Origin of the sequence: Streptomyces natalensis ATCC 27448 (assembly GCF_000935125.1) — a bacterium.
Taxonomy (GTDB): Bacteria; Actinomycetota; Actinomycetes; order Streptomycetales; family Streptomycetaceae; genus Streptomyces; species Streptomyces natalensis.
The window spans coordinates 200,544-224,637 of record NZ_JRKI01000003.1 but is presented as its reverse complement, the minus strand read 5'-3'; the positions used below and the strand labels follow the sequence as shown (position 1 = coordinate 224,637).

The window sequence follows — 24,094 nt, the reverse complement described above, 5'->3', positions numbered from 1 at the left end:
ACAGGACCCCCGGACCCGATGGACGCGGCCACCGAGGTCACCCGCAGTCTCCAGGGACTGTCGTCCGAGCTGACCTCCCGGATCCCGCACCTGCTGGAGGCGATGCGGACGGTCGGCGCCGGACTCGATCTGCACATCACCCTCGACCGGATCGCGCAGACGGCCGCCGAACTCGCCGACGCCCGCTACGCCGCGATCGGGATCATCGACGAAACCCGCGAGGGGCTGTCGGACTTCGTCACCTACGGCGTGACCGCGCAGCAGCACCAGCGGATCGGCGCCCTGCCCGACGGCCACAAGGGCCTGCTCGGCGCGCTGATCCACGACCCCAAGCCGCTGCGCCTGGCCGATCTCGGCCAGGATCCGCGCTCGGCCGGACTCCCGCCGCGGCATCCGCCGATGCGGACGTTCCTGGGGGTGCCGATCCAGGTGCAGGGCGAGATCTTCGGCAATCTCTATCTCACGGAGAAGCGCGGCGGCGGCCAGTTCAGCGAGGAGGACCTGCACATGGTCCGGGTGCTGGCCGCCGAGGCCGGGATCGCCATCGGCAACGCCCGGATGCATGCGGCGACCCGGCAGCGCGAACGCTGGATCGACGGTTCGGTCGCGGTGACCACCGAACTCCTGGCGGGCAGCGATGTCGACGACGCCCTCGCGGTGGTCGCCGAACAGGCTCAGCGGCTGGCGGAGTCGGCGGCCGGCATCGTGCTGCTGCCCGACGACGAGGGCGGGCTGGAGATCGTCGCGGTGTCCGCGGACGACCCCACCGGCATCATGGGCACGCATATCCCGCCCGACAGCCCGGTGGCGGAACAACTCCTCGCCGGGGAGCCGGTGTTCGTGGACGACTCGGCCACCGATCCGCGGATGGTGACGGCCATCGCGCCGCGCTTCGGCCCGAGCATGATGCTGCCGCTCAAGAGCGGCGGCCGGGTGCTGGGCACGCTCACCATTCCGCGCAACCGCGGCGCCCGCCCGTACACCGCCGCCGAGCGGACGCTGGCCACCCAGTTCGCGGCGCAGGCCGCACTGGCGCTGGTGCTGGCCGATGCGCAGCGCGACCGCGAGCGGCTGGCGGTCCTCGAGGACCGCGACCGGATCGCCCGTGACCTGCACGATCTGGTCATCCAGCGGCTGTTCGCGACCGGAATGATGCTGGAGAGCGCGCACCGTAAGTCCACGGCGCCGGAGGTGGCACAGGGCGTCGGCAAGGCGGTCGACGAGCTGGATGTGACCATCCAGGAGATCCGGACCGCGATCTTCGCGCTCCAGCAGAGCCCGGCCGAGGCGCCGTCCGGGCTGCGCACCAGGGTCCTGCGGGAGATCGGCACCGCCGCCGTACCGCTCGGCTTCCAGCCGTCGGCGAACTTCATCGGCCCGGTCGACTCCCGGGTGGGCGAGCTGACCGGCAAGAACCTCATCGCCGCACTGCGCGAGGCGCTCTCCAACGCCTTCCGGCACGCCCAGGCCGCCCGGATCGAGGTCGTCGTCGACGCCACGATCACCTTGCCGGACGGGTCCGACGGGGTCCGGCTGACCGTCGCCGACGACGGCATCGGCATCCCGCCGGGCGGCCGCCGCAGCGGTCTGAAGAACCTCGCCCGGCGCGCCGAGTCGCTCGGCGGGTCCAGTACGTACGGCCCAGGGCTGGGCGAGGGCGGCAGCGGGACGAAGGTGACGTGGGAGGCACCGCTGTAGGGGAGTGGCAGGCGCCCGTAGGGGGCGGCGCTCGCCCGTTCGGGGCTTGGACGGGCCGTAGGGGCCTGAGGTCCGGCGGTTCTGGTGCATTTCGGACCAATCTCGGCCTATGCATTCATCGGCGTACCGGAAGGAGCGGGGGGTACAACGGGCAGGGGCGCGCATGCTGTGCGCATTCGCCCTGGTGGTGTCGGCAGCGGTGGGAATCTCCGCGCCGTCCGCCCCGAAGGCGAGGGCGGCCGTCATCCGGTGGCACCCCGTCGGCGACCATCCCGTCGCGGCCGCCGGACCGCGCGTGATGTCGGGCCGTTCGCCCGGGCGACGGCTGGCCGATGTGAGCCTGGAGGTGATCCGGCTGGGCGAGGCGTCGCGCCGGGTGAGCCGCTCGTACGAGGCCAGGCGGCGCGCGGAGCTGCTGGAGCGGGCCGAGAGCGGCCGGCTGCACCGGGAGCTGGACCGGGCCCGGCGGCTGGCCGCGACGCTCCGCCGACGGGTGGGTGCGATCGCCGACGCGCAGTACCGCACCGGCAGCCTGGTGGCGTACACCGTGCACGAGGCGGCCGCAGAGGACCACAAACCGCTGGTCAGCATGTACGAGGAGACGACGCGGCGGGAGCGGGCGCTGGCAGCCCGGTTGGGCACTCTACGGCGCGCGGGGCGCGTACTGGCGGACGGCAGTGCGCTCGCAAGTGCCCGCGCGGCCGCGTTCGCCGCCGACCGCGAGCGGCTCGGCCAGGCGCGGGCGCGGGCCGACCGGGGCCTGGATTCGGCCCGCGACATGCTGCGGCGGCTGGCCTCGCAGGTGTCCCGGAGCGGCAGCTGCGGCACGCTGCCGAGCGAGGTGACCACCGCGGCCAGGGCGGCCGCCCCGGTGGTCGCCCCGAGCGATCCCTGGACGCGCCCGGTGGAGAACTACGAGCTGTCCTCCCCCTTCGGCGGCTCGGGCGCCCACTGGGCCTCCCGCCATACGGGCCAGGACTTCGCGGTGCCGGTGGGCACGCCCGTACGCGCCGTGGGCGCGGGCCGTATCGAGAGCCTGAGCTGCGGCGACGGCTTCGGGATCAGCATGGTCGTACGCCATCACGACGGCCTGTACACCCAGTACGCGCATCTGTCGGCCGTGCTGGCCGGGCCGGGACATCAGGTCGCCCCCGGGGAGCGGATCGCGCTGTCCGGTGACACCGGAAACTCCACGGGTCCGCATCTGCACTTCGAGGTGCGGCATACGCCCTCTCTGGGGTCGGGCGTCGACCCGGTGCCGTGGCTGCGCGAGCACGGGGTCACGGTGTGAGGCCCACCGCGGGCGTCCGGCTGGGCGGATGCGCCGCTCAGCGGGGGTGCAGGATGCGCTCGATGACGAGCGCGACGCCGTCGTCGTTGTTGGAGGCCGTACGACGCGTGGTGGCGGCCAGTACGTCGGGGTGGGCGTTGGCCATGGCGTAGGACGTCCCGGCCCAGGTGAGCATCTCTATGTCGTTGGGCATATCGCCGAATGCGACGACCTCCGAGGGGGAGATCCCGCGCTCCACGCAGCAGCGGGCGAGGGTCCCGGCCTTGCTGACGCCGCGGCCGCTGATCTCCAGGAGTGCGGTGGGGCTGGAGCGGGTGAAGGACGCAAGATTGCCCGCGGCCTCACGGGCCAGCGTCAGGAAGGCGTCCGGGTCGAGGTCGGGATGGTGGGCGAGCAGCTTGAGCACCGGCTGGCCGGGGCCTTCCGGGGCGGAGGGCGCGGCGAAGTCCTCGGCCAGGAGCTTCTCCGCCGGGGCGACTATGGCGGTCGGGTCCAGGTGGAGGGGCGGGTAGCCCGGCTCGTGGTGGAAGCTGCCGGTGCGCTCGACGGCGAAGGACGTGCCGGGGGCGGCGGTGCGCAGCGCGGTGACGACGTCCAGCGCGACGGTCTGTTCCAGGGGACTGACCTCGACGATGCGGCGGCCGCGGTGGAGGTCGACGACGGCCGCGCCGTTTGCGCAGATCGCCAGGCCGTGGCCGTGCACATGGTCGCTGACGACGTCCATCCAGCGGGCCGGGCGGCCGGTGACGAAGAAGACCTCGATGCCGGCCTCCTCGGCGGCGGCGAGCGCGGCGATGGTGCGGTCGGAGACCGTCTTGTCGTCGCGCAGCAGCGTGCCGTCGAGGTCGGTGGCGATCAGCCGGGTCGGCCGGGACGGAACGACCGGCTCGGGCGGCGTGGCGGAGGCGTCAGTCACGGGGCCATCTTCGCTTACCGGGCCGCACAGGTGTGCGCTGGGGCGCGCGTCCGAGCTGCCGGGCGGGCCCGCGCCCGAGCCTGCGGAGCGAGCCCGGGCGGGCGCCTGTCCGAGCCGGTCGCGTGGGCGCCCGCCCGAGCCGCACAGGCGGGCCCGGCGCCCCTGGCACCCTTGGTCACCCGAGCTGGGACCGGGCCTCGGTGGCGATCCGCTCGAACACCTTCTGGTCCGCGGCGAACACGGAGTCCGGTATCGGTGCGTGGATGACGATCTCGGTGAAGCCGAGCGCACGGTGGCGGCCCGCGAAGTCCACGAACGCGTCCAGCGACTCCAGCGGGCGGCCGCCGTCCGGGGTGAAGCCGGTGAGCAGGATCCTGTCCAGCTCCGCGCTGTCCCGGCCGACGTCCGAGCACGCCTTCTCCAGCTTCTCCATCTGGCCGAGGAGGGCCTCCACGGAGTCCTCGGGGGTGCCGGTCGCGGAGATCTTGGGGTCGCCGGTCGTCACCCATGCCTGGCCGTGGCGTGCGGCGAGCCGCAGTCCGCGCGGACCGGTGGCGGCGACGGCGAAGGGGAGACGGGGACGCTGCACGCAGCCGGGGATGTTGCGCGCTTCATCGGCCGAGTAGTGCGTGCCCTCGTGGGAGACGGCGTCCTCGGTGAGCAGCCGGTCGAGCAACGGCACGAACTCGCCGAAGCGGTCCGCCCGTTCGCGCGGTGTCCAGAACTCCTGGCCGAGCGCGGTGGCATCGAAGCCATTGCCGCCGGCGCCGATACCGAGGGTGATCCGGCCGCCGGAGATGTCGTCGAGGGTGATCAGTTCCTTTGCGAGGGTGACCGGGTGCCGGAAGTTGGGCGAGGTCACCAGCGTGCCCAGGCGCAGCCGCGAGGTGGCCGCAGCGGCCGCGGTCAGCGTCGGTATCGCGCCGAACCATGTCTGCTCGCGAAAGGACCGCCAGGACAGATGGTCGTAGGTGTAGGCGGTGTGGAATCCGAGCTCTTCCGCGCGCTGCCACTGCTCGCGGCCGCCCTCGTGCCAGCGGCGGACGGGAAGGATCACGGTGCTCAGTCGGAGGGGAGCGCTCATGGCGTAAAGCGTACGGGGAGGGCCGGAAAGCCCGGGGTGGCTCCGGTCCGGGAGGGGGCGCCCCGCTGGGCCCGTGGCCTGCCGGGGAGGTCGGACCTGCGGTTCCGTCGCTGAGTGCGTGCGCGGTGTTTCACGTGAAACATAGCGCCGGGCTTTACCCCGCATATAGCGGTGAAGAGGGAGAATCGGGTCAGCGGCGCAGTGCGCGGAGCGTGGCGCGCGGGTGAAGTGCGCGAAGCGGTCCGGCGGCTGCCCGAAGCGCGGTGCGATGTGGAGGAGCCATGGCACAGACCCGATTCGCCCCCGACCGCGGACTGACCTCGCGCATGGTCACAACGATGTTCTTCATCGGACTGCTGTACGTCGTGGTCGTCAGCGTGCTGGTGGTGCTGCTCAAGGGCGCCTGGGCGGTGGTGTTGATCATCGCCGGGGGTCTGTTCGTCGCGCAGTTCTGGTTCAGCGACCGGATCGCGGCGTTCAGCATGGGTGCCCGCGAGGTCACACCGGAGGAGGCCCCCGAGCTGCACGGTGCCGTCGACCGGCTGTGTGCGCTGGCCGATATGCCCAAGCCGCGGGTCGCCATCGCGAATTCGGATGTGCCCAACGCCTTTGCGACCGGCCGGAATCAGAAGAACGCGATGGTGTGCGCGACGACGGGGCTGCTGCGGCGGCTGGAGCCGGAGGAGCTGGAGGGCGTGCTGGCGCATGAGCTCTCGCATGTCGCGCACCGCGATGTCGTGGTGATGACCATTGCGTCGTTCCTCGGTGTGCTGGCGGGGATCATCACCCGGGCCGCCCTGTGGAGCGGAGTCGGCCGCAACAACCGCGATCAGAACGCCGCCATCGCCGTACTGATCGTCACCGCCGTGAGCGTGGTCGTCTATGCCATCAGCTTCCTGCTCACCCGGCTGCTGTCCCGCTACCGCGAGCTGTCCGCGGACCGCGCGGCCGCGATACTGACCGGTCGCCCGTCGGCGCTGGCCTCGGCGCTGACCAAGGTCACCGGGCAGATGGCGAGGATCCCGACCGAGGACCTGCGGAAGGTCGAGCCGTTCAACGCCTTCTTCTTCGCCCCGGCGTTCAACCAGGAGACCGTCAGCCGGCTGCTGTCGTCGCACCCGACGCTGGAACAGCGGCTGGACCAGCTCGGCCGGATCGCGGCGCAGCTGGGGCGGCCGTGAGCGGCTCCGTAACGGAACCGAAGAGAGGAAAGCAGGTCACGCATGGGATTTCTGGATGCCCTTCTGGGCCGCAGCAAGCCGGTACGCCCCGATCTCGACCAGCTCTTCGCGCTGCCGTCCGCCGCCGTCACCCTGGAGGCCGCGGCGGGCTTTCGGCCGACCGGCCTGGGCTCGGTGTGCTTCGCAAGCGTGGAGGGCGGGGCGTTCTCCCGGATCGAGGACGAGGCGCGGGGGCTGCTGGACGGCTCGGTGGAGTTCTCCCAGGACGCGTACGGCTACACCTGGCTGCTGGCGCGGCACCCGGAGCAGGACGTGGCGGGGTTGGTCAATGACCTGCACGCGGTCAATACGTCGCTGGAAGAGGCGGGTTTCGGCCCCCAGTTGCTGTGCTCGCTGATCGGATTCCGCGACGGGAAGGACCGCTCGCTGGCGCTGGTCTACCTCTACAAACGCGGCACGTTCTACCCGTTCGCCCCGCAGCCGGGCGCCGGCGAGAAGCGGGACAACGCGCTGGAGCTTCAGGTGCGGGCGATGCTCGGGGACGATCTGACGATCGAGAAGGACCTGGCGCGGTGGTTCCCGGTCTGGGGCGCACCAGGGCTGTGAGCTGGGCTTTCGTTCCGCCTTCTCAGCTCGGGAAGCGGAGGAACTCCGGCGTTACCCGAGCGGTGAGCCAGACCCCGTTGGCGCTGACCTGGAAGACATGGCCGGCCTTGTGCATCGCGCCCGCGTCAACGGTCAGGACCACGGCCTTGCCGCGCCGGGTGCCCACCCGGGTCGCGGTCTCACGGTCCGGCGAGAGGTGGACGGCATGCCGGGACATCGGCCGCAGGCCCTCCTGCCGGATCGCGGCAACGCTGCGGGCGACCGTGCCGTGGAAGAGGTGCGCGGGCGGTTCGGCCGGCGGCAGATCGAGGTCGACACGGACCGAATGGCCCTGGTTGGCGCGGATGCGGCCGTCCTTGATGGTGTAGCGCCGCTTGTCGTTCTCCACGACGACCGCCTCCAACTCGGTCCGGGAGAAGCGGAATCCATGCCGCGCGGCCGCCTCGATCAGTTCCGGTACCGGCACCCAGCCCTGGGCGTCGAGAGTGATGCCGATCCGTTCCGGCTCATGCCGCAGGTGTTTCGCCAGATATTTGGAAATGCGCACGGAGCGCTGGGGGTTCATGCCTCCAGAGTGCCGCTCGGTGCGATCCGCGACATCCGGTTTTCGATCAGGCGTTATCCGCCCCTGATTCCCCTGACTCCTCGGCATGCTCGCGCCCCTTCCTGACCCGCTCGCTCGCCGCCTGTGCCCTGGCGTGGCCGATCTCCTCGGCGGCCCAGCGGGCCCAGTCCGCCTGCATTGCCGACTGGCGCAGGCCGTAGTCCAGCGCGAGACGCCCGTAGACCGAGATCATGTCGTCGTCCCAGGGGAGGTTCTTGTCGAGCTGCTCAAGTGCGCTGTGCGTACGGGAGGCGGATTCGGCGCGGGACAGCAGGTATGTACGGGCCTCGAGCGGGGTGAGGACGCCCAGGAAGAAGACCCGCAGGAGCCCGTCGGAGCGTGGGGGTCCGCTGGGCTCGACCTCGATGATCCAGCGCCGCAGTTCGTCCAGTCCGGCGTCGGTGATCGCGTATTCCTTGCGGCCGCGGGGGCCTTCGGCGGCGACCTCGGCCATGCCCGCTGCCGTGAGCTTGGTCAGCTCTCCGTAGACCTGGCTCTGTGTGGCGGGCCAGACGTTCGCGAGCGAGGCGTTGAACAGCTTCATCAGGTCGTAGCCGCTGGCAGGGGCCTCCGCCAGCAGGCCCAGCACGGCGTGTCTCAGGCTCATGGCCATCACATTACCTTCCACTGTTGACATGTCAAAGAAGGACCTTCTATCTTCGACATGTCGAAGTTGGAATGTGGGCCGGTGTCGGGTCCGGAAAAGAGGGGGGATCATGGGCTATCTGCGGGGCTTCATTCCGTGGCTGGTGTTCGCAGGGGTGGGGTCGTTCGGCTGGCAGTGGGGGGCGCTGGCGGCGCTGGTCGTCTCCGTGGCGCTGCTCCTCGCCGACCGCGCCGGCGGGCTCTCCCTGGAGTTCCGGCTGCTGGAATACGGCACGATCGTGTTCTTCGTGGCCTTGGCGGCCCTGGCCTTCGCCCGGCCCCACAGTGGTCTGCATCAGTACGGATCCACCCTCTCGATGGGCTGGCTGGCGCTGATCGCCTGGGCGTCGATAGCCGTCCGCCGCCCCTTCACGATGGCCATCGCGCGCCGGATGGCCCCGCCGGAGGTCTGGCACACCCCGCTGTTCCGGCACATCAATGTCGTGATCACCGCTGTCTGGGCGCTGTCCTTCACCCTCAGCACTGCCGCACACGCGGTCGTCAGCGCCCAGCACCTGGGCCTGCTGGCCTCCATCCCGATCCAGATCGCCGGATTCGTTCTTCCGGCCCGCTTCACCGCCTCGTACCCGGAGCGGGCCCGCGCCCGATTCCTGCGGGACCGGGGCGCTGCGCGGTCCGGCCTTCAGGAGGCATGACGCCATGACCACCGCAAACCCGAGCGCCGCCACGGAATCCACCGCCCCCGTGCCCCATATGGCCGGAAACTTCGCCCCGGTAAAGGACGAGGTGACCGCCTACGACCTACCGGTTACGGGCACCATCCCACCGGAGCTGACCGGCTGGTTCCTGCGCAACGGCCCCAACCCGCGCGATGCCGCCTCCCGGCATTGGTTCTTCGGCGACGGCATGGTGCACGGCCTGCGCCTGGAGGGCGGCCGCGCCGTCTCCTACCGCAACCGCTGGGTCCGTACGGCCGGCTTCACCGACGGCATCCCCTTTGCCGACGAGCAGGGTCGCCGCAATCTCACGGCGAGTGTCGCCAATACCCATGTCGTCCGGCACGCCGGACGCACCCTGGCGCTGGTCGAATCGTCCTTTCCTTACGAGATCGACTGCCGCCCCGGTCATGAGCTGGAGACCATCGGCGCCCATGATTTCGGCGGCCGGCTCACCACCGCGATGACCGCCCACCCCAAGACCTGTCCCACGACGGGCGAGCTGCACTTCTTTGGATACGGCGGCCCGCACCCGCCCTATCTCACCTACCACCGTGCCAATGCCGCAGGGGAGTTGGAGGTCAGCTGCCCCATAGACGTCCCGGCGGCGACGATGATGCACGACTTCCATCTCACCGCCGCCCATGTCGTCTTCATGGATCTCCCGGTCGTCTTCGACCGCAGCCGTCCCGGGATGCCCTACGCCTGGGATCCGGAGTACGGTGCCCGGCTGGGCGTACTGCGCCGCGACGATCCGTACGGCGAGATCCGCTGGCTGTCCATCGACCCCTGCTACGTCTTCCACGCCCTCAACGCCCATGACGACGGCGCGCAGCGCATCGTCCTCCATGTCGCCCGCTATCCCGACTACGGCGCCAACAACCCGTCCCACTTGTGGCGCTGGACCATCGACCTGGCCTCCGGAACGGTGTCCGAGGAGCAGCTCGACGACCAGTTCTGCGAGTTCCCCCGAATAGACGACCGCCTCGCCGGTCAGCCGGCCCGCTTCGGCCACGCCATATCGGCCGAGGTGCCCGGCTCGGGGCCGCTACCCGGGGCGCTGGTCCGCTATGACCTGCACTCGGGCGCGGTGGTACGGCATGACTTCGGGCCCGGCCGCACCCCGAGCGAGGCGGCCTTCGCACCGGCGGACGACCGCCCGGGCGGGCCGGGCTGGCTGCTCAGCTATGTCCATGACGCCGTCGGCGACACCAGCGATCTGGTGATCCTGGATGCGGAGGACATATCTGCCGACCCGGTCGCGACGGTGCATCTTCCGCAGCGGGTGCCCTATGGGTTTCACGGCAACTGGCTGCCCGATCCCGTGAGTTGAGGGAGGGGAGCATTGAGGGGAGCGCGTTGAGGGGAGCGAGTTGAGGACGCAGATCAGCGTCGGGGCGAACGGGAGCGCTCGGCGGCGGGTGCGTCCCGTAGGGCCGAGGCCGTCAGGGCGTCCATGGTGCGTGCCCGGACTTCGCGGTCGGCGGCGGCGGCGATAAAGGCGGCCATGTTGTCCGGGCCGACCAGGTCGCGTACGGCCTGGGCGGTTTCGGCGGGGAGAAGGACCGGCTCCCGGTCGGTCGCGGACCCCCGTGCCGCGACCGACCGGGAGCCGGTGCCGGACTCCGCCGCACGGGGGATGACGGAGGCAGGCGCGGTCGCGGCAGCCCGCTCCCTGTTCCTCGCGCCGCGGCTTCCTCCGGGCTCCCCCGGCTGCGCCTCGGCGAGGTGGCGGCGGAGGTAGCGGGTGGCCAGGGTGCGCATGGCGCGGGCGAGTTCGGCGTCGATGGTCTGCTGCGCCAGAGGCCGGAGGCGGCGTACGAGCGCGGCGGCCTCGGCGGCCTCGGTATCGGTCGGCGGGTGATTCAGATAGGGACGGAAGAGGTGTTCGGTGGTGAAGTCGACGAAGCGGGCCGCGATGTGTTCCACCTGTCCGCGTACCTCGCGCAGATGGCCGGAGATGGCCGGCAGCGGGACGCCCGCGGAGTGCAGCTCGGCGGCTACGGCGAGCTCGCGGGGACTGGGGACGAGGTACTCGTCGTCATGGCCCGGGATACGTTCCAGTACGCCGAGCTCGACGGCCTCGGCCACCGCGGCGTTGTCGGAGGTGCCGCCGAAGGCGGTGTCCAGGTCGGCGCGGCTGATACGAGACGCCTTCTCATCGGTCCACGGTCCGTCGATCTCGGCGACCAGACCGAGTACCCCGCCCAGGTCGAGTCCCGCGTCCCAGGCCTCGAGGAGTTCCTTGATGCTGGCCAGGGTGTAACCGCGGTCGAGGAGGTCGGCGATCTGGCGCAGCCGGGCCAGATGGACGTCGCCGTAGACATTGGCCCGGCCGCGGCGTTCGGGGCGGGGGAGCAGTCCGCGGTCCTGGTAGGCGCGGATCGTACGGACCGTGGCGCCGCTGAGGTGCGCCAGCTCCTCGATGCGGTATTCGGCCGTGCGGGCCTCGGCCGTCGGCGGCTGCTCGGTCACTGCGGTACTCCTCACAAGATGGCCGCCCGCCCGTCTTGTGGCGGCCGTCCGGTTTCCGTCAACGGCCGCCCGACGGCCGCGCGTCACGAAAGGGCCGCGCGGCCCACCGCGCCCGCCGCGGCCCGGGCGGCCGGGGAGGACGCCAGGTAGGCGACGGCCGTGCGCGGCGACCCCTCCTGCGAGGGATGGTACGACCGCCGCAGATAGCGAGGTACAGCCGAGCCCAGCTCGCGCCAGGAGGGCAGCAGTCCCTTACGTACGGCGCGGTTGTGCTCGCGCAGCGAGTAGCGGGAGGGAAGGGCGAGCTGGGGATCGTGCCGCAGGAGGTAGGCCGCGCCGCAGGCCCAGAGGTAGAGGAGGACGGGTGCCGTGACCGACATCCCGAGGATACGGCGGAGGTAGCGGGCGGGTTCCTCGCCGCCGGTGTGCTGGTACATGTCGAAGGCGACGGCGCGGTGCTCGACCTCTTCGGCGCCGTGCCAGCGCAGCAGATCGAGCATGACCGGATCGGGAGCGGCGCGGTCGAGGCCGTCGGCGGCCAGCACCCAGTTACCGAGCACGGCGGTGAACTGCTCGATGGCGGCGATCAGGGAAAGGCGGAAGCGCAGCCACTCCTGTTGGGGGAGCGGTAGGCCGAGGGGAGGTTTCTCACCCAGGAGGTAGGCGAAGAGGAAGTCGATGTGGCGTGTGTAGCGCTCGGTGTCGAGGCCCTGGTGGGCCAAGTGGTCGAGGACGTAGGCGTGCTGGACGCTGTGGGTGGCCTCCTGGCCCATGAAGCCCTTGACGTCCCGGAGGAGTTCCTCGTCCCGGACCAGTGGCAGGGCCTCCTTGAAGACCGTGACGAACCACCGCTCGCCCGCCGGCAGCAGCAGATGCAGCACATTGATGACATGCGTGGCGGTGGGTTCGTCCGGTATCCAGTGCAGCGGTGTGGTGCGCCAGTCGAACGTGACCCGGCGCGGCGCTATCGGGTGGTGGTCCCGCGGACGCGGGTCAGGGGTGCGGGGTGCAGGTGACGTGCTCATGCGCGGCTCCTGATGTGCGCAGAACTCTCCTTGAAGGAATCAACGGCTTGAAGGAATCAACGGCGACGACCGGATGGCAACGGGGGTGACACACGGTGCGGTCAGCGCGAGTGCGGTTACAGCGGCGGTTCGATGCGGGCGAGGGCGCGCAGGGCGCGCGGGGTGAAGCGGGACATCAGATGGGCGCCGCGTGCCTCCGGGGTGACGGGCACCACCGCCTGGTTGCGCACCACCGCCCGCAGTACGGCATCGGCGACCTTCTCCGGCGGGTAGTTGCGCATCCCGTACAGCCGGGCGGCCTTGGCCTGGCGGCGCTTCTCCTCGTCGGCCGAGACCCCGGCGAAACGCGAGGTGGTGGTGATGCCGGTGTTGACCAGTCCCGGACAGATGGCCGAGACACCGATGCCCTGGCCCGCCAGCTCGGCGCGCAGACATTCGCTGAGCATCAGGACGGCCGCCTTGGACGTGCTGTAGGCGGGAAGGATCTTGGACGGCTGATACGCGGCGGCCGAGGCGGTGTTGACGATATGGCCGCCCTGTCCGCGTTCCGCCATCCGCTTGCCGAAGATCCGGCAGCCGTGGATGACCCCCCACAGGTTGACGTCCAGGACCTTCTGCCAGTCCTCGGTGGTGGTGTCGAGGAAGGAGCCGGACAGGCCGATGCCGGCGTTGTTCACCAGGACGTCGACGGTGCCGTATGCGGCGTCCACCGTGTCGGCGAGCTTCTCCATGGCCGCCTCGTCCGAGACGTCCACGGCCTCGGCCCACGCCTGCGGCGCGCCGATCAGCCGCGCCATATCGGCGGTCCGTGCCGCGCCCTCCGTGTCCCGGTCCACGGCGATGATCCGCGCACCGGCCTCGGCGAAGGCGAACGCCGTGGCCCGCCCGATCCCGCTGGCCGCGCCGGTCACCAGCACCAGCTGCCCGCCGAACCGGTCGGCGTACGGGCCGGTGGCCACCACCTTCTTGGCCGGATCGCCCTCCTCCTGGGCGGTGATGAACTCGGTGATCCAGGAGGTCAGCTGGTCGGGCCGGGTGCGCGGCACCCAGTGCTTGGCCGGAAGGGTACGGCGTACCAGCTGGGGCGCCCACCGCTCCAGGTCGTCATAGAGCCGCTGCGAGAGAAACGCATCGCCGGTCGGAGTGATCAGCTGGACCGGGCAGTGGGCATACGCATCGGCGCGCGGGCGGCGCAGCCGCGGGATGACGTTGTCGCGATAGAGCCAGGCGCCATGGGCGGCGTCCGTGGGCAGCGAAGGCGTCGGATAACTGCCACCGGGCACCTTCTCCACCCGCTCCAGAATCCTGGGCCAGCGTTTGCCGAGCGGGCCTTTCCACGCCAGCTCGGGCAGCTTGGGGGTGTGCAGCATGTAGACGTACCAGGACTTGGCGCCCTGGTTGAGGAGCTGGGCGGCGCGCCGGGGGGTGGGCCGCGCCATCCGCTTCTTGATCCAGTGGCCGAAGTGGTCCAGCGACGGGCCCGACATCGAGGTGAAGGACGCGATCCGGCCCTCCGTGCGGCGGACCGTGGCGAATTCCCAGGCCTGGACGGAGCCCCAGTCATGCCCCACCACATGGACCGGCCGGCCGGGGCTGACGGCGTCCGCGACGGCCAGGAAGTCATCGGTCAGCTTCTCCAGGGTGAACCCGCCGCGCAGCGGCTTCGGGGCCGTGGAGCGGCCGCAGCCGCGGACGTCGTACAGCACCACATGGAAACGCTCGGCCAGCCGCTGGGCGACCTCGGACCACACTTCCTTGCTGTCCGGATAGCCGTGCACCAGCATCACAGTGGGCCGTGCGGCATCCCCCAGTTCGGCGACACACAGTTCCACGCCGCCGGTGCGCACCCGGCGCTCCCGCGCCCCCCGGAGCCCTTCCTGACCCTGATGCGACCCCTGTCCCGGGCCCTGTCCCGTCTTCACGCGGCCTTCTCCTCCTGCCAGCGCCGCACATGCGGCAGATCGTCGTCCAGCCAAAAGGCGCTTTCCTGCGGATCCTTGGAGTCGGTGACCACCAGGATTTCCTCGAACTTGGCGCCCGTGCCCCGGAATCCGAGATGGGGTTCGACCGCCCACAGCCCCGGCTGCGGCGGGTGGTCGGAGAACGAATACGGGCTCCACAGCGGTGACCAGCCCTCCCGGTGGCCGTGCAGCGCGTCGGAGGCCAGGCCCTTGAGGGACTGGGTGCCGAACCCGAAGAGAGTGGGGGACCAGCGGCGCTGCCGGACGCGGTCGATCTTGTGGGCGATGACGCCGAAGGGGTAGGCCCGGTGGCGGTTGGTGTGGCCCTGGCGCACCATCAGCCGCTCCACGTCCTCGTAGATCTCGCGCAACGGGCGCCGCTCGCGCACCTCGCGCAGGATCAGCTCGCGGTGCGCTTCGAGGTCGGCGAGCAGCCGGTCGTGGACGGGGTTGAGGCCGAGGCAGCCGGAGTAGCCGATATCGGCGGTGAAGCCTTTGTACACGGGGGCCATGTCGAGGATGAAGGCCATGCCCGGTTCCAGCTCGCGATGGGTGGGAAAGAACTGCAGCGGGATGCGGAAGTTGACGAAGGCGGTGCGGTCGCCGAACCACGCGAACGGCAGATGGAACCAGTCCCGTACGCCGCGCTCGCGCAGCCACTCGCGCTGCATCCGTGCCGCCGCGCGCTCGGTGACCCCGGGTTTGAGCTGCGCGGCGACCGCCTCCGCGCAGTCGTACGCCAGGCGCTGGACCTCTCTGAACCCGCTCAGTTCGGCGGTACGTGCTGTGGTTCCTGCTGAGGTCGCTGAGGCCATCGCCAACCGTCCGTCCGTAAGCGGTTCATCGCGGTACGCGCCCGTAACTTGCCACTGATGAATGTGACAATGCCTGGCGGCTGCGTCAAGAGGTGTGCAGCACGGGTGTGCGGAGGGGCGTGGGCACGGGGGTGCGTCAGGGGCTGGTCAGGGGGCGGGGCGGGAGTGCCCGGACGCGGCCGGTCGACCCGTGGTGTGACGCGACCCTGAGGCCGGGTCCCCTCCAGGCATGACGACCCCTAAGGGTTCCTCGTACCGGAGAGGTACGCGAGGGGTGGGCAGAGACCACCGTCTGGGTTGACGACCGGAGGGCGCCCCGCCTCTACCGTCGAAGACGTGACTGTGATCGTGACCGAAAGCCTGAGCAAGCGGTTCCCCCGGGTGACCGCCTTGGACCGGCTCTCCGTTGACATCGGGCCCGGCGTGACGGGCCTGGTGGGTGCCAACGGTGCCGGAAAATCCACCCTGATCAAGATCCTTCTCGGCCTGGCCCCGGCCACCGAAGGGAGCGCGCACGTCCTCGGCCTGGACGTGACCAAGGACGGTGCCGCCATCCGCGAGCGGGTCGGCTATATGCCCGAGCACGACTGCCTGCCGCCGGACGTCTCGGCCACCGAGTTCGTGGTGCATATGGCCCGGATGTCCGGCCTGCCGCCGACGGCCGCCCGCGAGCGGACCGCGGACACCCTGCGTCATGTCGGCCTCTACGAGGAGCGCTATCGCCCCATGGGCGGCTACTCGACCGGTATGAAGCAGCGGGTGAAGCTGGCCCAGGCGCTGGTGCACGACCCGCAGCTGGTGTTCCTGGACGAGCCGACCAACGGTCTGGACCCGGTCGGCCGGGACGAGATGCTCGGCCTGATCCGCCGCGTCCACACCGACTTCGGGATCTCCGTCCTGGTGACCTCCCACCTCCTCGGTGAGCTGGAGCGCACCTGTGATCATGTCGTCGTCATCGACGGCGGCAAGCTGCTGCGGTCCTCGTCCACGGATGAGTTCACCCAGGCCACGGCCTCGCTGGCGGTCGAGGTCACGGACACCGACCGCTGCCCGGACGGCACTGCGGCGCTCCGCTCGGCACTGGTCGCGGCCGGAGCCGTGGTCAGCGACGCCGTCGGGACCGAGAGCCTGGCCTCCTCGGGCCATGTGCTCTACGTCGAGGCGTCCAGCGAGGAGACCCACGATCTGGTACGGGACACGGTTGCCGGGCTGGGCCTGGGGCTGATCCGGATGGAACAGCGCCGGCACCGGATAGCGGAGGTCTTCCGCGACGCAGACGCGGAGTCGAATGCGGAGGCAAACACAGGCGCGGGTGCGGCTGTGGCTACCGCCGCACCGTCCTTCAGCTCCTCCGCCGTCAGCTCCTCCGCCGGTGTCCCCGGCACCCCATATGCCCCGCACGCCCCCCAGGAAGGAGGCGCCTCCGATGCCGACTGACTCCTCGCCCCCCGTGTCCGCGGCCCCCGCACCGCAGGCCCCCTTCTCCGCCACGCCCGGCGGGGCCTTGATCCACAACATCGGCTACCGCCATTACGACGGTCCCCGTCTCGGCCGTTCCTACGCCCGCCGGTCGCTCTTCTCGCAGAGCCTGCGCGGTGCCTACGGACTCGGCCGCTCGGCCAGGACCAAGGTGCTGCCGATGCTGCTCTTCGCGGTGATGTGCCTGCCCGCGGCGATCATGGTCGCGGTGGCGGTGTTCACCAAGGCGAGCAGCCTGCCGGTCTCCTACACCCACTACGCCATCTATCTACAGGCCGTCATCGGCCTCTATCTGGCAGCCCAGGCCCCGCAGTCCGTGTCCCGTGATCTGCGTTTCAAGACCGTCCCGCTGTATTTCTCCCGCCCCATCGAGCGCGGCGACTATGTGGCGGCGAAATTCGCGGCCATGGCGAGCGCCCTGTTCATCCTGACCGCGGCGCCCCTTCTGGTCCTCTACACCGGTGCGCTGCTAGCCAAGCTGGACTTCCTCGACCAGACCAAGGGGCTGGGGCAGGGCCTGGTGTCCGTCGCGCTGCTCTCCCTCCTCTTCGCCGGAATCGGCCTGGTCATCTCGGCGCTCACGCCCCGCCGCGGCTTCGGCGTCGCCGCCGTGATCGCCGTACTGACCATTCCCTACGGGGCCGTCAGCGCCGTCCAGGGCATCGCCGCCATCCAGGGCAGCGAGGCCGCCGTCGGCTGGCTGGGCCTCTTCTCCCCCATCACGCTCATCGACGGAGTGCAGGCGACGTTCCTCGGCGGGACGACCTCGTTCCCCGATCACCTGGCGCCGTCGACCGCCGCCGGAGGCGTCTATCTCCTCGTCACGCTGATAGCCATCGCGGGCTTCTACGCCCTGCTGATGCTCCGCTACCGGAAGGCCGGCCTGTGAGTGCCCGCCCGTCGCCCACCACCGCCCCGCGACGAAGCGCTTCGCGCTGCCCCTTCTTGTCGCCGTCGCCCGACCACCACCCCTCAAGGAATGGGCTGCGCCCATGAGTACTGTCGCCATCGACCATGTCTCCCGCTGGTTCGGAAATGTCGTTGCCGTCAACGACATCTCGATGACCATCGCGCCCGGAGTGACCGGCCTGCTCGGCCCCAACGGCGCCGGGAAGTCCACCCTCATCAATATGATGGGCGGCTTCCTCGCCCCTTCCAACGGCACCGTCACCCTCGACGGCAGCACGATCTGGCGCAACTCCGACAGCTACCGCCACATCGGCATCGTCCCCGAGCGCGAGGCGATGTACGACTTCCTCACCGGACGCGAATTCGTCCTGGCCAACGCCGAGTTGCACGGCCTGGGCCGGGCCGAGGCGGCTCGGGCGCTGGCCACGGTGCAGATGGAGTACGCCCAGGACCGCAAGATATCGACGTACAGCAAGGGCATGCGGCAGCGGGTGAAAATGGCGTCCGCGCTGGTCCACGACCCCTCCGTTCTGCTGCTGGACGAGCCGTTCAACGGCATGGACCCCAGGCAGCGCATGCAGCTGATGGAGCTGCTGCGGCGGATGGGTGACGAGGGGCGTACGGTCCTGTTCTCCTCGCACATCCTCGAAGAGGTCGAGCAACTCGCCTCGCATATCGAGGTGGTGGTGGCCGGACGGCATGCCGCCTCCGGTGACTTCCGCAAGATCCGCCGGCTGATGACCGACCGCCCGCACCGCTATCTCGTCCGGTCCGACAACGACCGTGCGCTGGCCGGTGCGCTGATCGCCGATCCGTCCACGTCCGGCATCGAAGTGGACCTTGCCGAGGGTGCGTTGCGCATCCAGGCCGTCGACTTCGGCCGGTTCACCGAGCTGCTGCCGCGGGTCGCCCGCGACCACGGCATTCGGCTGCTGACGGTCTCGCCGTCCGATGAATCGCTGGAATCCGTCTTCTCCTACCTCGTAGCGGCCTGAGGCCGGAAAGGAGCCCCGTCGCAATGTCCACGACCACTCCGGCGGCGCCGCCCGCGCCCACCGGCGCGCCCCGGGCCGCACTGTTCCACCCCACCGTCGCCCGGCTCACCTACCGAGCCCTGCTCGGCCGGCGCCGTGCGCTGATCCTCTTCGCGCTGCCCGCACTCCTGGTGGTCATCGCCGTCGCCATCCGCGCGCTGGCCGGTGCAGACGACTCCACGGCGAGCGGCGTCCTGGGCGGTTTCGCGCTGGGCACGATGGTGCCGCTGATCGGCGTGATCGCCGGTACGGGCGCGATCGGCCCCGAGATCGACGACGGCTCGGTGGTCTACCTCCTGTCCAAGCCGGTGCGGCGGTCGACGATCATCTTCACCAAACTCCTGGTCGCGACCGGCGTCACGGTCACCTTCTCCGCCGTGCCCGTCCTGCTCGCCGGCTTCGTGCTGAACGGCAACAGCCAGCAGATAGCCGTCGCGTACGCGGTGGCGGCGGCCATCGCCTCGGTCGCCTACAGCGCGTTCTTCCTCCTGCTCGGCACGATCACCCGCCATGCGGTCGTCTTCGGGCTGGTCTACGCCCTGGTCTGGGAGGCGTTCTTCGGGACGCTGGTCCCCGGTGCCCGGACCCTCAGCGTTCAGCAGTGGGCGCTGGCGGTCGGCCAGAAGGTCGGTGCGGAGGGTGCGCTTACCTCCGATGTTCAACTCCCACTCGCGCTCTGCCTGTTGGCGGTCGTGACGGTCGGGTCCACCTGGTACGCCGGGCGCCGGCTGAAGTCGCTGACGCTGGCCGGAGAGGAGTGATCGGGTAGGAGTGATACGGGGCGCGTGCTCAGCCGCCCTGAGCCTGGCCGGTGGCACCGCCGTTCTTCTGGTGCGCATTGAAGTCCCGGACGTTGCGCTGGTGCTCGTGATAGTCCGCGGTGAAGCGGGTGTCGCCCGGTGTGACGGTGACGAAGTACAGCCAGTCGCCCTTGGGCGGCGCGCCCGCCGCCTTGAGCGCATCCGTCCCGGGGTTGTCGATCGGGGTGGGCGGCAGGCCCGGGTGCCGGTAGGTGTTGTACGGGCTGGTGGTCCTGGTGTCGGCGTGACTGGTGTGGAGGGTGCTGCGGCCGAGTGCGTAGTTGATGGTCGAGTCCATCTGGAGCGGCATGTTCCTGGCGAGCCGGTTGTCGATGACCCGGGCGACCTTGCCCATGTCGGCCGGCCGGTCCGCCTCGGCCTGCACGATGCTGGCGATCACCACCGTCCGGTAGGCGGCGATGCGGTCGTCGGCGAGTCGCTGGTGGGCGGTGTCGACCATGTAGGCGAGCAGCGACGCCGGGGTGGTGCCCTGTCGGATCGGATAGGTGGCCGGGAAGAGGTAGCCCTCCGGGTTGCCCTTCGCGTCGGCCGGTAGGTGCAGATGTGCGGTCCTGGCGGCCTTCGCGGTGGTGCCCTCGGGGAGATGCAGCACCTTGTCCGCGGCGGCATACACCTGTGCCGCGCGTCGGCCCTCCGGCACGGTCAGCTGCGCCTCGGGCTGCGGTCCGCGCAGCAGCCGCGGCACGAGCAGCACGGCAAGGACGACCAGTACGCACAGCACGGCAACAAGAAGCAGCCGGCCCCCGCGGGGCAGCCGCGGCCCGGACCGGCGAACGGTGCGCCGAACATCGCTCATGGGGGCACCGTAGGCCAGCGGGCCGCGTAACGAGGCCTGCCTCCTCTGTATCGCCACCGATGAGGGGAACGGATGGTGGTGTGATGCCTGGTCTTCACCTGACCGCACGGTGTGCCGACCCGCCGGGGGCGGCCGGTCGGACCACGGCGGAGGCCCGAGCTCCGGCGCGCCGAGTCGTACCGCCCGTACTCGTCGTAACGGCCGTCCTCGCCGCACCGGTCGCGTCGTCCCGCGCGGTCCGGTCGGAGGGCGCCGTCCGGGTCCGCGGCGCCGGTCCCGCGCCCCCGAGCCGATCGCCTCCGTAGAGCAGGTCAACCCCACCCAGCCGCCCGAGCGGCCCGAGCCGCCCGAGCGGCGCAGTAGCGTCCGACCGCGCCCGTTGTACCGACCGTCCCCCTCCGTACCGACTGACCAGTACCGACCGACCCGGCCGGCCGACCGCGCCCGTCGCGCCGCCCCTCCGTTAAAGCCCCACGTCTAACAGCCCCACGTCTAACGGCCCCTCTTCCAAAGCCCCTCTTCCAAAGCCCCTCTTCCAAAGCCCCTCTTCCAAAGCCCCTCTTCCAAAGCCCCTCTTCCAACGCCCATGTCTAAAGCCCCACATCCCGCCCCTGGATGTCCGCCAGGGACTCCCGGCGCACCAGGAGTCGGGCGTGGCCGCCGGTGACCGCGACCACCGGGGGGCGGCCGACCAGGTTGTAGCCGGAGGCCATGGAGAGGTGGTAGGCGCCCGCTACGGGTACGGCCAGGAGGTCGCCGGGGCGGAGGTCGCTCGGGAGGGGGACGTCGGAGGCGAGGATGTCGCCGGCCTCGCAGTGGCGGCCGACGACCGTGACCGCCGCCGGTGCGGCGAGCGAGCGGCGGCCGACCAGCCGGGGCGCATAGCGCACCCCGTAGAGCGCGGGACGCGGGTTGTCGCTCATGCCGCCGTCCACCGCCACGAAGGTGTGCCCGCCGCTCTGTTTGACGGTCAGCACCCGGTAGAGGGCGATACCGGAGGGCCCCGCGATGGCGCGGCCCGGTTCGATGGCCAGGCGGGGCACCGGCAGTCCGGCCGCCGCGCAACTCCCGGCCAGTTCGGCGCGGATCTTGACGGCGAGGCCGACGGGGTCGAGGGCCGGTTCCCCGGGGCGGTAGGCGATGCCGTGGCCGCCGCCGAGGTCCAGTTCGGGCAGGGTGAGGCCGTGCTGTTCGTGGATGCGGGCCAGCAGCCCGACCAGTCGCCGTACCGCCGACAGATACGGCTTGACGGTGGTGATCTGCGACCCCAAGTGGCAGTGCAGGCCCACCAGTTGGAGGCGCGGCTGACCCAGTACGCGGGTGATGGCGTGCTGGGCGGAGCCGTCCGCCAGCGACAGTCCGAACTTCTGCCCTTCGGTCCCGGTGCGGATCTTGGCGTGGCCGCCCGCGGCGATCCCCGGTACGACCCGGATCAGTACCTTCTGCCGGTTGCCGACCGGGACCGCGGCGGCCAGCCGGGCTATCTCCGAGGTGCTGTCGATGACGATCCGCCCGACGCCGAGCCGCAGTGCGCTGCGCAGGTCCTCCGGGCTCTTGGCGTTGCCGTGCAGCACGATGCGCTCGGCCGGGAAGCCGGTGGTGACGGCCAGCTCCAGCTCGCCGGCCGAGCAGACGTCCAGGCCCAGGCCCTCCTCCTGGACCCAGTGCGCCATCGCGCGGCACAGGAACGCCTTGGCCGCGTAGTAGATGTCGGTGTCGGGGAAGGCCCGCAGATAGGCGCGGCAGCGGTTGCGGACCTCGTCCTCGTCCAGGACGTAGGCGGGGGTGCCGAAACGGTCGGCGAGCTCGGTGAGGGGGACGCCGCCGACGGCGAGATCGTCGTCCGGCAGGGGGCTGGTGGACCCGGGCCAGAGGGCCGGCGGGGAATGCGGGGGCGCGGCGGGGCCGGGGACGGCGGGCTGCGGGAGAGCGGTCCGGGTCCGGCCGAGGGTGTGGCTCATGATCGGCTTCCCCTCAGACGGCTTGCAGGGGCGGGATCTCCGGCGTGAACCGGGGATCGACGGCCAGACCGGTCGCGCCGACCGGTTCGGCCAGGGCGCGCAGGGCGGGTTCGGCGAGCCGGACCCAGGGCTGGCCGCCGCCGAGGGCCGCCGCCAGCCGCTGGGGCGAGGTGAAGGCGACGGCGATACGGCCGCCGCGCGGGGTGCGGAACAGGCGGGCGGTGCAGCCCGCGGGGCCCGACCGGACGGGGACGAACAAAGGCCCGGCCGGGAGACGTTCGGAGGGTTCGGGGTCTTCCGCGTACAACGGGTGGGGGTGGGGCACGGCGTCGCTCCTCGGCAGCACTCGACGGCCCCGGTCCGAAGGTGACGCAGCCGCCGGGGCTCGGCTCTTCCGACGCTATTCCCGCTCGGCGCGGCGTCCCGCGCCCGCTGACGCATCATTGACGAACTGTGGACGGGACTTGACGCGATGCTGCCGTCGGGCGGCCGGTCACGGGCGGCCCGCTTGGGTATCCACCCGTACGTGTGCCGTGGTGGTTTGCGCTTGACCGCGGCGAGGGCGGCTGACGAGGGTGGCTAACGAGGGCGGCCGCCCGCGGCGACGGCGGTGCGCGGCGTCGGCGGTGCGGCTTGCCCCGCATCCGTACTCCCCGCCCCCCGAACCACCATCAACACCATCAGCCCCGCCGCCACCGCCACCAGCCCGCAGGTCAGGGTGAGGCGCGTCAGGCCCGTCGCATACGCGGCGCGGACGGCCGGTAGCGGGGCGCCTGGGGTGAGGCCGTGCAGGGCGTGGGTGAAGAGTGTGCCGAGGGCCGCGATGCCGAGGGCGAAGCCCAGTTGGCGGAAGGTGTTCACCGCGCCGCTGGCCATGCCCGCGCGCTGCGGTGGCGCCGCGCCCAGGGCCGCCGGGGCCAGCACCGGCATGGCCGTGCCGACGCCCAGTCCGCTCACCGCGAGCCCCGGGAGCAGCGTGGCCCAGCCCGCGTCCGCGCCGAGCAGCGCGCTGTCCAGCAGCGCACCCGCGCCGACCAGCAACAGGCCGATCCCCAGCGGGAGTTGCGGGGCAAGCCGCTGGAGCGTCCGGCCGCCGAGCGCGCCGACCAGCAACGACATCAGGGCCATCGGCAGCACCGCCAGCCCCGCCTGCACCGGGCTCAGGCCCAGCACGTTCTGCACCCACAGTCCCACGAACGTCAGATACGGGAAGGCCGCAGCCTGGAGCAGCAGGGCCGCCGCCATCAGGGCCGCGAACGACGGGCGGCGCAGCAGCCGCAGGTCCAGCAGGGGCTGTGGCACCCGCCGCTCGACGAGAACGAAGACGACCAGCGCGACCGCCGCGCCCGCGAACGAGGCCAGGGTGCCGTGCTCCGTCCAGCCGCGTTCGCCGCCGCGCATCAGCCCGTACGTCAGCGCGCCCGCGGACAGCGTGAAGGCCAGGGCGCCCGGTATATCGATGCGGGCCCCTCGGTCGCCGTGGGACTCGCGGAGATGGCGGACCGTCAGATACCCGGCGACGGCGGTCAGCGGCAGGTTGACCAGGAAGATCGCCCGCCAGTTCAGGTACTCGGTGAGCAGCCCGCCCAGGACGGGGCCGATCGCCGCCGCGGCGCCGCTGGTGCCGCCCCAGATGCCGAAGGCGATGCCGCGGTCGCGGCCCCGGTAGGCGGCCATCAGCAGCGGGGTGTTGGTGGCGAACATCGCCGCCGCGCCGACGCCCTGGGCAGCGCGGGCCGCGATCAGGGTCCCGGCGCCCGGGGCCAGCCCGCAGGCCAGCGAGGCGAGGGCGAAAAGGGCCAGCCCCGCCAGGTACAGCCGGCGCCGCCCGAAGCGGTCCGCGGCCGAGCCCGCCGCCATCAGCAGCGCGGCCATCGCCAGCGCATAGCCGTCCATCACCCACTGGAGGGCGGAGAACGAGGCGCCCAGGCCGTCGGCTATCCGGGGCAGCGCGCTGACCACGATCGTCACATCGACCAGCAACAGGACATTGCCGAGGCAGACGGCGGCCAACGGCCACCATTTCCCCGGGGCGGCGGGCGAAGAATTCGCGCCGGTGCTCATGCTCACTTCCTTCTTCCTTCTTCCTTCGTACGGCGACAGGGACCGGGCCACC

At 71.2% G+C, this 24,094-nt stretch carries 22 protein-coding genes; 10 read left to right on the top strand and 12 right to left on the bottom strand.

Going from position 1 to position 24,094, the window contains the following annotated elements; all coding sequences use genetic code 11:
* The first annotated feature begins 18 nt into the window (after nucleotides 1-18).
* On the top strand, nucleotides 19-1,698 hold the full coding sequence (locus tag SNA_RS01995) for a GAF domain-containing sensor histidine kinase (RefSeq protein WP_030064507.1): 1,680 nt from the start codon (nucleotides 19-21) through the stop codon (nucleotides 1,696-1,698).
* A gap of 163 nt (nucleotides 1,699-1,861) precedes the next feature.
* Nucleotides 1,862-2,989, top strand: a complete 1,128-nt coding sequence (locus SNA_RS01990; RefSeq protein ID WP_051877182.1) for a M23 family metallopeptidase — start codon at nucleotides 1,862-1,864, stop codon at nucleotides 2,987-2,989.
* 37 nt (nucleotides 2,990-3,026) lie between these two features.
* On the opposite strand, the gene SNA_RS01985 is transcribed toward SNA_RS01990, so the two are convergent.
* Together SNA_RS01985 and SNA_RS01980 are read right to left on the bottom strand one after the other, a co-directional pair.
* A complete protein-coding gene (locus tag SNA_RS01985; protein ID WP_030064509.1) occupies nucleotides 3,027-3,905 on the bottom strand; it encodes an HAD hydrolase family protein in 879 nt (292 codons plus the stop codon).
* A gap of 175 nt (nucleotides 3,906-4,080) precedes the next feature.
* On the bottom strand, nucleotides 4,081-4,989 hold the full coding sequence (locus tag SNA_RS01980; protein ID WP_044362771.1) for an LLM class flavin-dependent oxidoreductase: 909 nt from the start codon (nucleotides 4,987-4,989) through the stop codon (nucleotides 4,081-4,083).
* 281 nt (nucleotides 4,990-5,270) lie between these two features.
* Here SNA_RS01980 and htpX point away from each other — a divergent pair, with 281 nt between their 5' ends.
* Both htpX and pspAB read left to right on the top strand, forming a co-directional pair.
* A complete protein-coding gene (gene htpX / locus SNA_RS01975) occupies nucleotides 5,271-6,170 on the top strand; it encodes a zinc metalloprotease HtpX (RefSeq protein ID WP_030064511.1) in 900 nt (299 codons plus the stop codon).
* 42 nt (nucleotides 6,171-6,212) lie between these two features.
* Nucleotides 6,213-6,776, top strand: a complete 564-nt coding sequence (pspAB, locus tag SNA_RS01970; RefSeq protein ID WP_030064512.1) for a PspA-associated protein PspAB — start codon at nucleotides 6,213-6,215, stop codon at nucleotides 6,774-6,776.
* A gap of 22 nt (nucleotides 6,777-6,798) precedes the next feature.
* On the opposite strand, the gene SNA_RS01965 is transcribed toward pspAB, so the two are convergent.
* Nucleotides 6,799-7,341, bottom strand: a complete 543-nt coding sequence (locus SNA_RS01965) for an RNA 2'-phosphotransferase (RefSeq protein WP_030064513.1) — start codon at nucleotides 7,339-7,341, stop codon at nucleotides 6,799-6,801.
* Between the two features lie 46 nt (nucleotides 7,342-7,387).
* Nucleotides 7,388-7,987: a PadR family transcriptional regulator gene (locus SNA_RS01960; protein WP_030064514.1), complete on the bottom strand. Its 600-nt coding sequence runs from the start codon at nucleotides 7,985-7,987 to the stop codon at nucleotides 7,388-7,390.
* A gap of 109 nt (nucleotides 7,988-8,096) precedes the next feature.
* Here SNA_RS01960 and SNA_RS01955 point away from each other — a divergent pair, with 109 nt between their 5' ends.
* Both SNA_RS01955 and SNA_RS01950 read left to right on the top strand, forming a co-directional pair.
* Entirely contained in the window at nucleotides 8,097-8,681 is a 585-nt protein-coding gene (locus SNA_RS01955; RefSeq protein WP_030064515.1) for a hypothetical protein, read from the top strand.
* A gap of 4 nt (nucleotides 8,682-8,685) precedes the next feature.
* Entirely contained in the window at nucleotides 8,686-10,035 is a 1,350-nt protein-coding gene (locus SNA_RS01950) for a carotenoid oxygenase family protein (protein ID WP_030064516.1), read from the top strand.
* 53 nt (nucleotides 10,036-10,088) lie between these two features.
* On the opposite strand, the gene SNA_RS01945 is transcribed toward SNA_RS01950, so the two are convergent.
* The 4 genes from SNA_RS01945 to SNA_RS01930 all read right to left on the bottom strand — a co-directional run bounded on the left by SNA_RS01945 (nucleotide 10,089) and on the right by SNA_RS01930 (nucleotide 14,978).
* Nucleotides 10,089-11,177 carry a MerR family transcriptional regulator gene (locus SNA_RS01945; protein ID WP_044362768.1) on the bottom strand — a complete coding sequence of 363 codons (1,089 nt, stop codon included), beginning with the start codon at nucleotides 11,175-11,177 and terminating at the stop codon, nucleotides 10,089-10,091.
* An 83-nt stretch (nucleotides 11,178-11,260) separates the two neighbouring features.
* The gene (locus SNA_RS01940; RefSeq protein ID WP_030064519.1) at nucleotides 11,261-12,202 is read right to left on the bottom strand and encodes a metal-dependent hydrolase; all 942 of its coding nucleotides are present in this window, start codon (nucleotides 12,200-12,202) and stop codon (nucleotides 11,261-11,263) included.
* A gap of 116 nt (nucleotides 12,203-12,318) precedes the next feature.
* The gene (locus tag SNA_RS01935; protein ID WP_044362765.1) at nucleotides 12,319-14,124 is read right to left on the bottom strand and encodes an SDR family oxidoreductase; all 1,806 of its coding nucleotides are present in this window, start codon (nucleotides 14,122-14,124) and stop codon (nucleotides 12,319-12,321) included.
* On the bottom strand, nucleotides 14,121-14,978 hold the full coding sequence (locus SNA_RS01930) for a M24 family metallopeptidase (protein WP_044362763.1): 858 nt from the start codon (nucleotides 14,976-14,978) through the stop codon (nucleotides 14,121-14,123). The genes SNA_RS01935 and SNA_RS01930 overlap by 4 nt, the downstream gene beginning before the upstream one ends.
* A gap of 342 nt (nucleotides 14,979-15,320) precedes the next feature.
* Between SNA_RS01930 and SNA_RS01925 the strand changes: the two genes are divergently transcribed.
* The 4 genes from SNA_RS01925 to SNA_RS01910 all read left to right on the top strand — a co-directional run bounded on the left by SNA_RS01925 (nucleotide 15,321) and on the right by SNA_RS01910 (nucleotide 19,161).
* A complete protein-coding gene (locus SNA_RS01925) occupies nucleotides 15,321-16,415 on the top strand; it encodes an ABC transporter ATP-binding protein (protein ID WP_104531884.1) in 1,095 nt (364 codons plus the stop codon).
* Nucleotides 16,405-17,346, top strand: a complete 942-nt coding sequence (locus SNA_RS01920) for an ABC transporter permease subunit (RefSeq protein ID WP_078969611.1) — start codon at nucleotides 16,405-16,407, stop codon at nucleotides 17,344-17,346. Before SNA_RS01925 ends, SNA_RS01920 begins: the two co-directional genes overlap by 11 nt.
* Before the next feature lie 103 nt (nucleotides 17,347-17,449).
* On the top strand, nucleotides 17,450-18,361 hold the full coding sequence (locus SNA_RS01915) for an ABC transporter ATP-binding protein (protein ID WP_030064523.1): 912 nt from the start codon (nucleotides 17,450-17,452) through the stop codon (nucleotides 18,359-18,361).
* An 80-nt stretch (nucleotides 18,362-18,441) separates the two neighbouring features.
* A complete protein-coding gene (locus tag SNA_RS01910) occupies nucleotides 18,442-19,161 on the top strand; it encodes an ABC transporter permease (protein WP_030064524.1) in 720 nt (239 codons plus the stop codon).
* A 28-nt stretch (nucleotides 19,162-19,189) separates the two neighbouring features.
* Here SNA_RS01910 and mltG read toward each other — a convergent pair whose 3' ends face one another.
* The 4 genes from mltG to SNA_RS01890 all read right to left on the bottom strand — a co-directional run bounded on the left by mltG (nucleotide 19,190) and on the right by SNA_RS01890 (nucleotide 24,042).
* Entirely contained in the window at nucleotides 19,190-20,017 is an 828-nt protein-coding gene (gene mltG, locus SNA_RS01905; protein ID WP_044362759.1) for an endolytic transglycosylase MltG, read from the bottom strand.
* Nucleotides 20,018-20,607: 590 nt separating this feature from the next.
* Complete coding sequence (lysA, locus tag SNA_RS01900; protein ID WP_044362757.1) at nucleotides 20,608-21,978, bottom strand: diaminopimelate decarboxylase; 1,371 nt, start codon at nucleotides 21,976-21,978, stop codon at nucleotides 20,608-20,610.
* A gap of 13 nt (nucleotides 21,979-21,991) precedes the next feature.
* Nucleotides 21,992-22,303, bottom strand: a complete 312-nt coding sequence (locus SNA_RS01895; protein WP_030064527.1) for an SAV_915 family protein — start codon at nucleotides 22,301-22,303, stop codon at nucleotides 21,992-21,994.
* 254 nt (nucleotides 22,304-22,557) lie between these two features.
* A complete protein-coding gene (locus tag SNA_RS01890) occupies nucleotides 22,558-24,042 on the bottom strand; it encodes an MFS transporter (protein WP_044362755.1) in 1,485 nt (494 codons plus the stop codon).
* Between the last annotated feature and the right edge of the window lie 52 nt (nucleotides 24,043-24,094).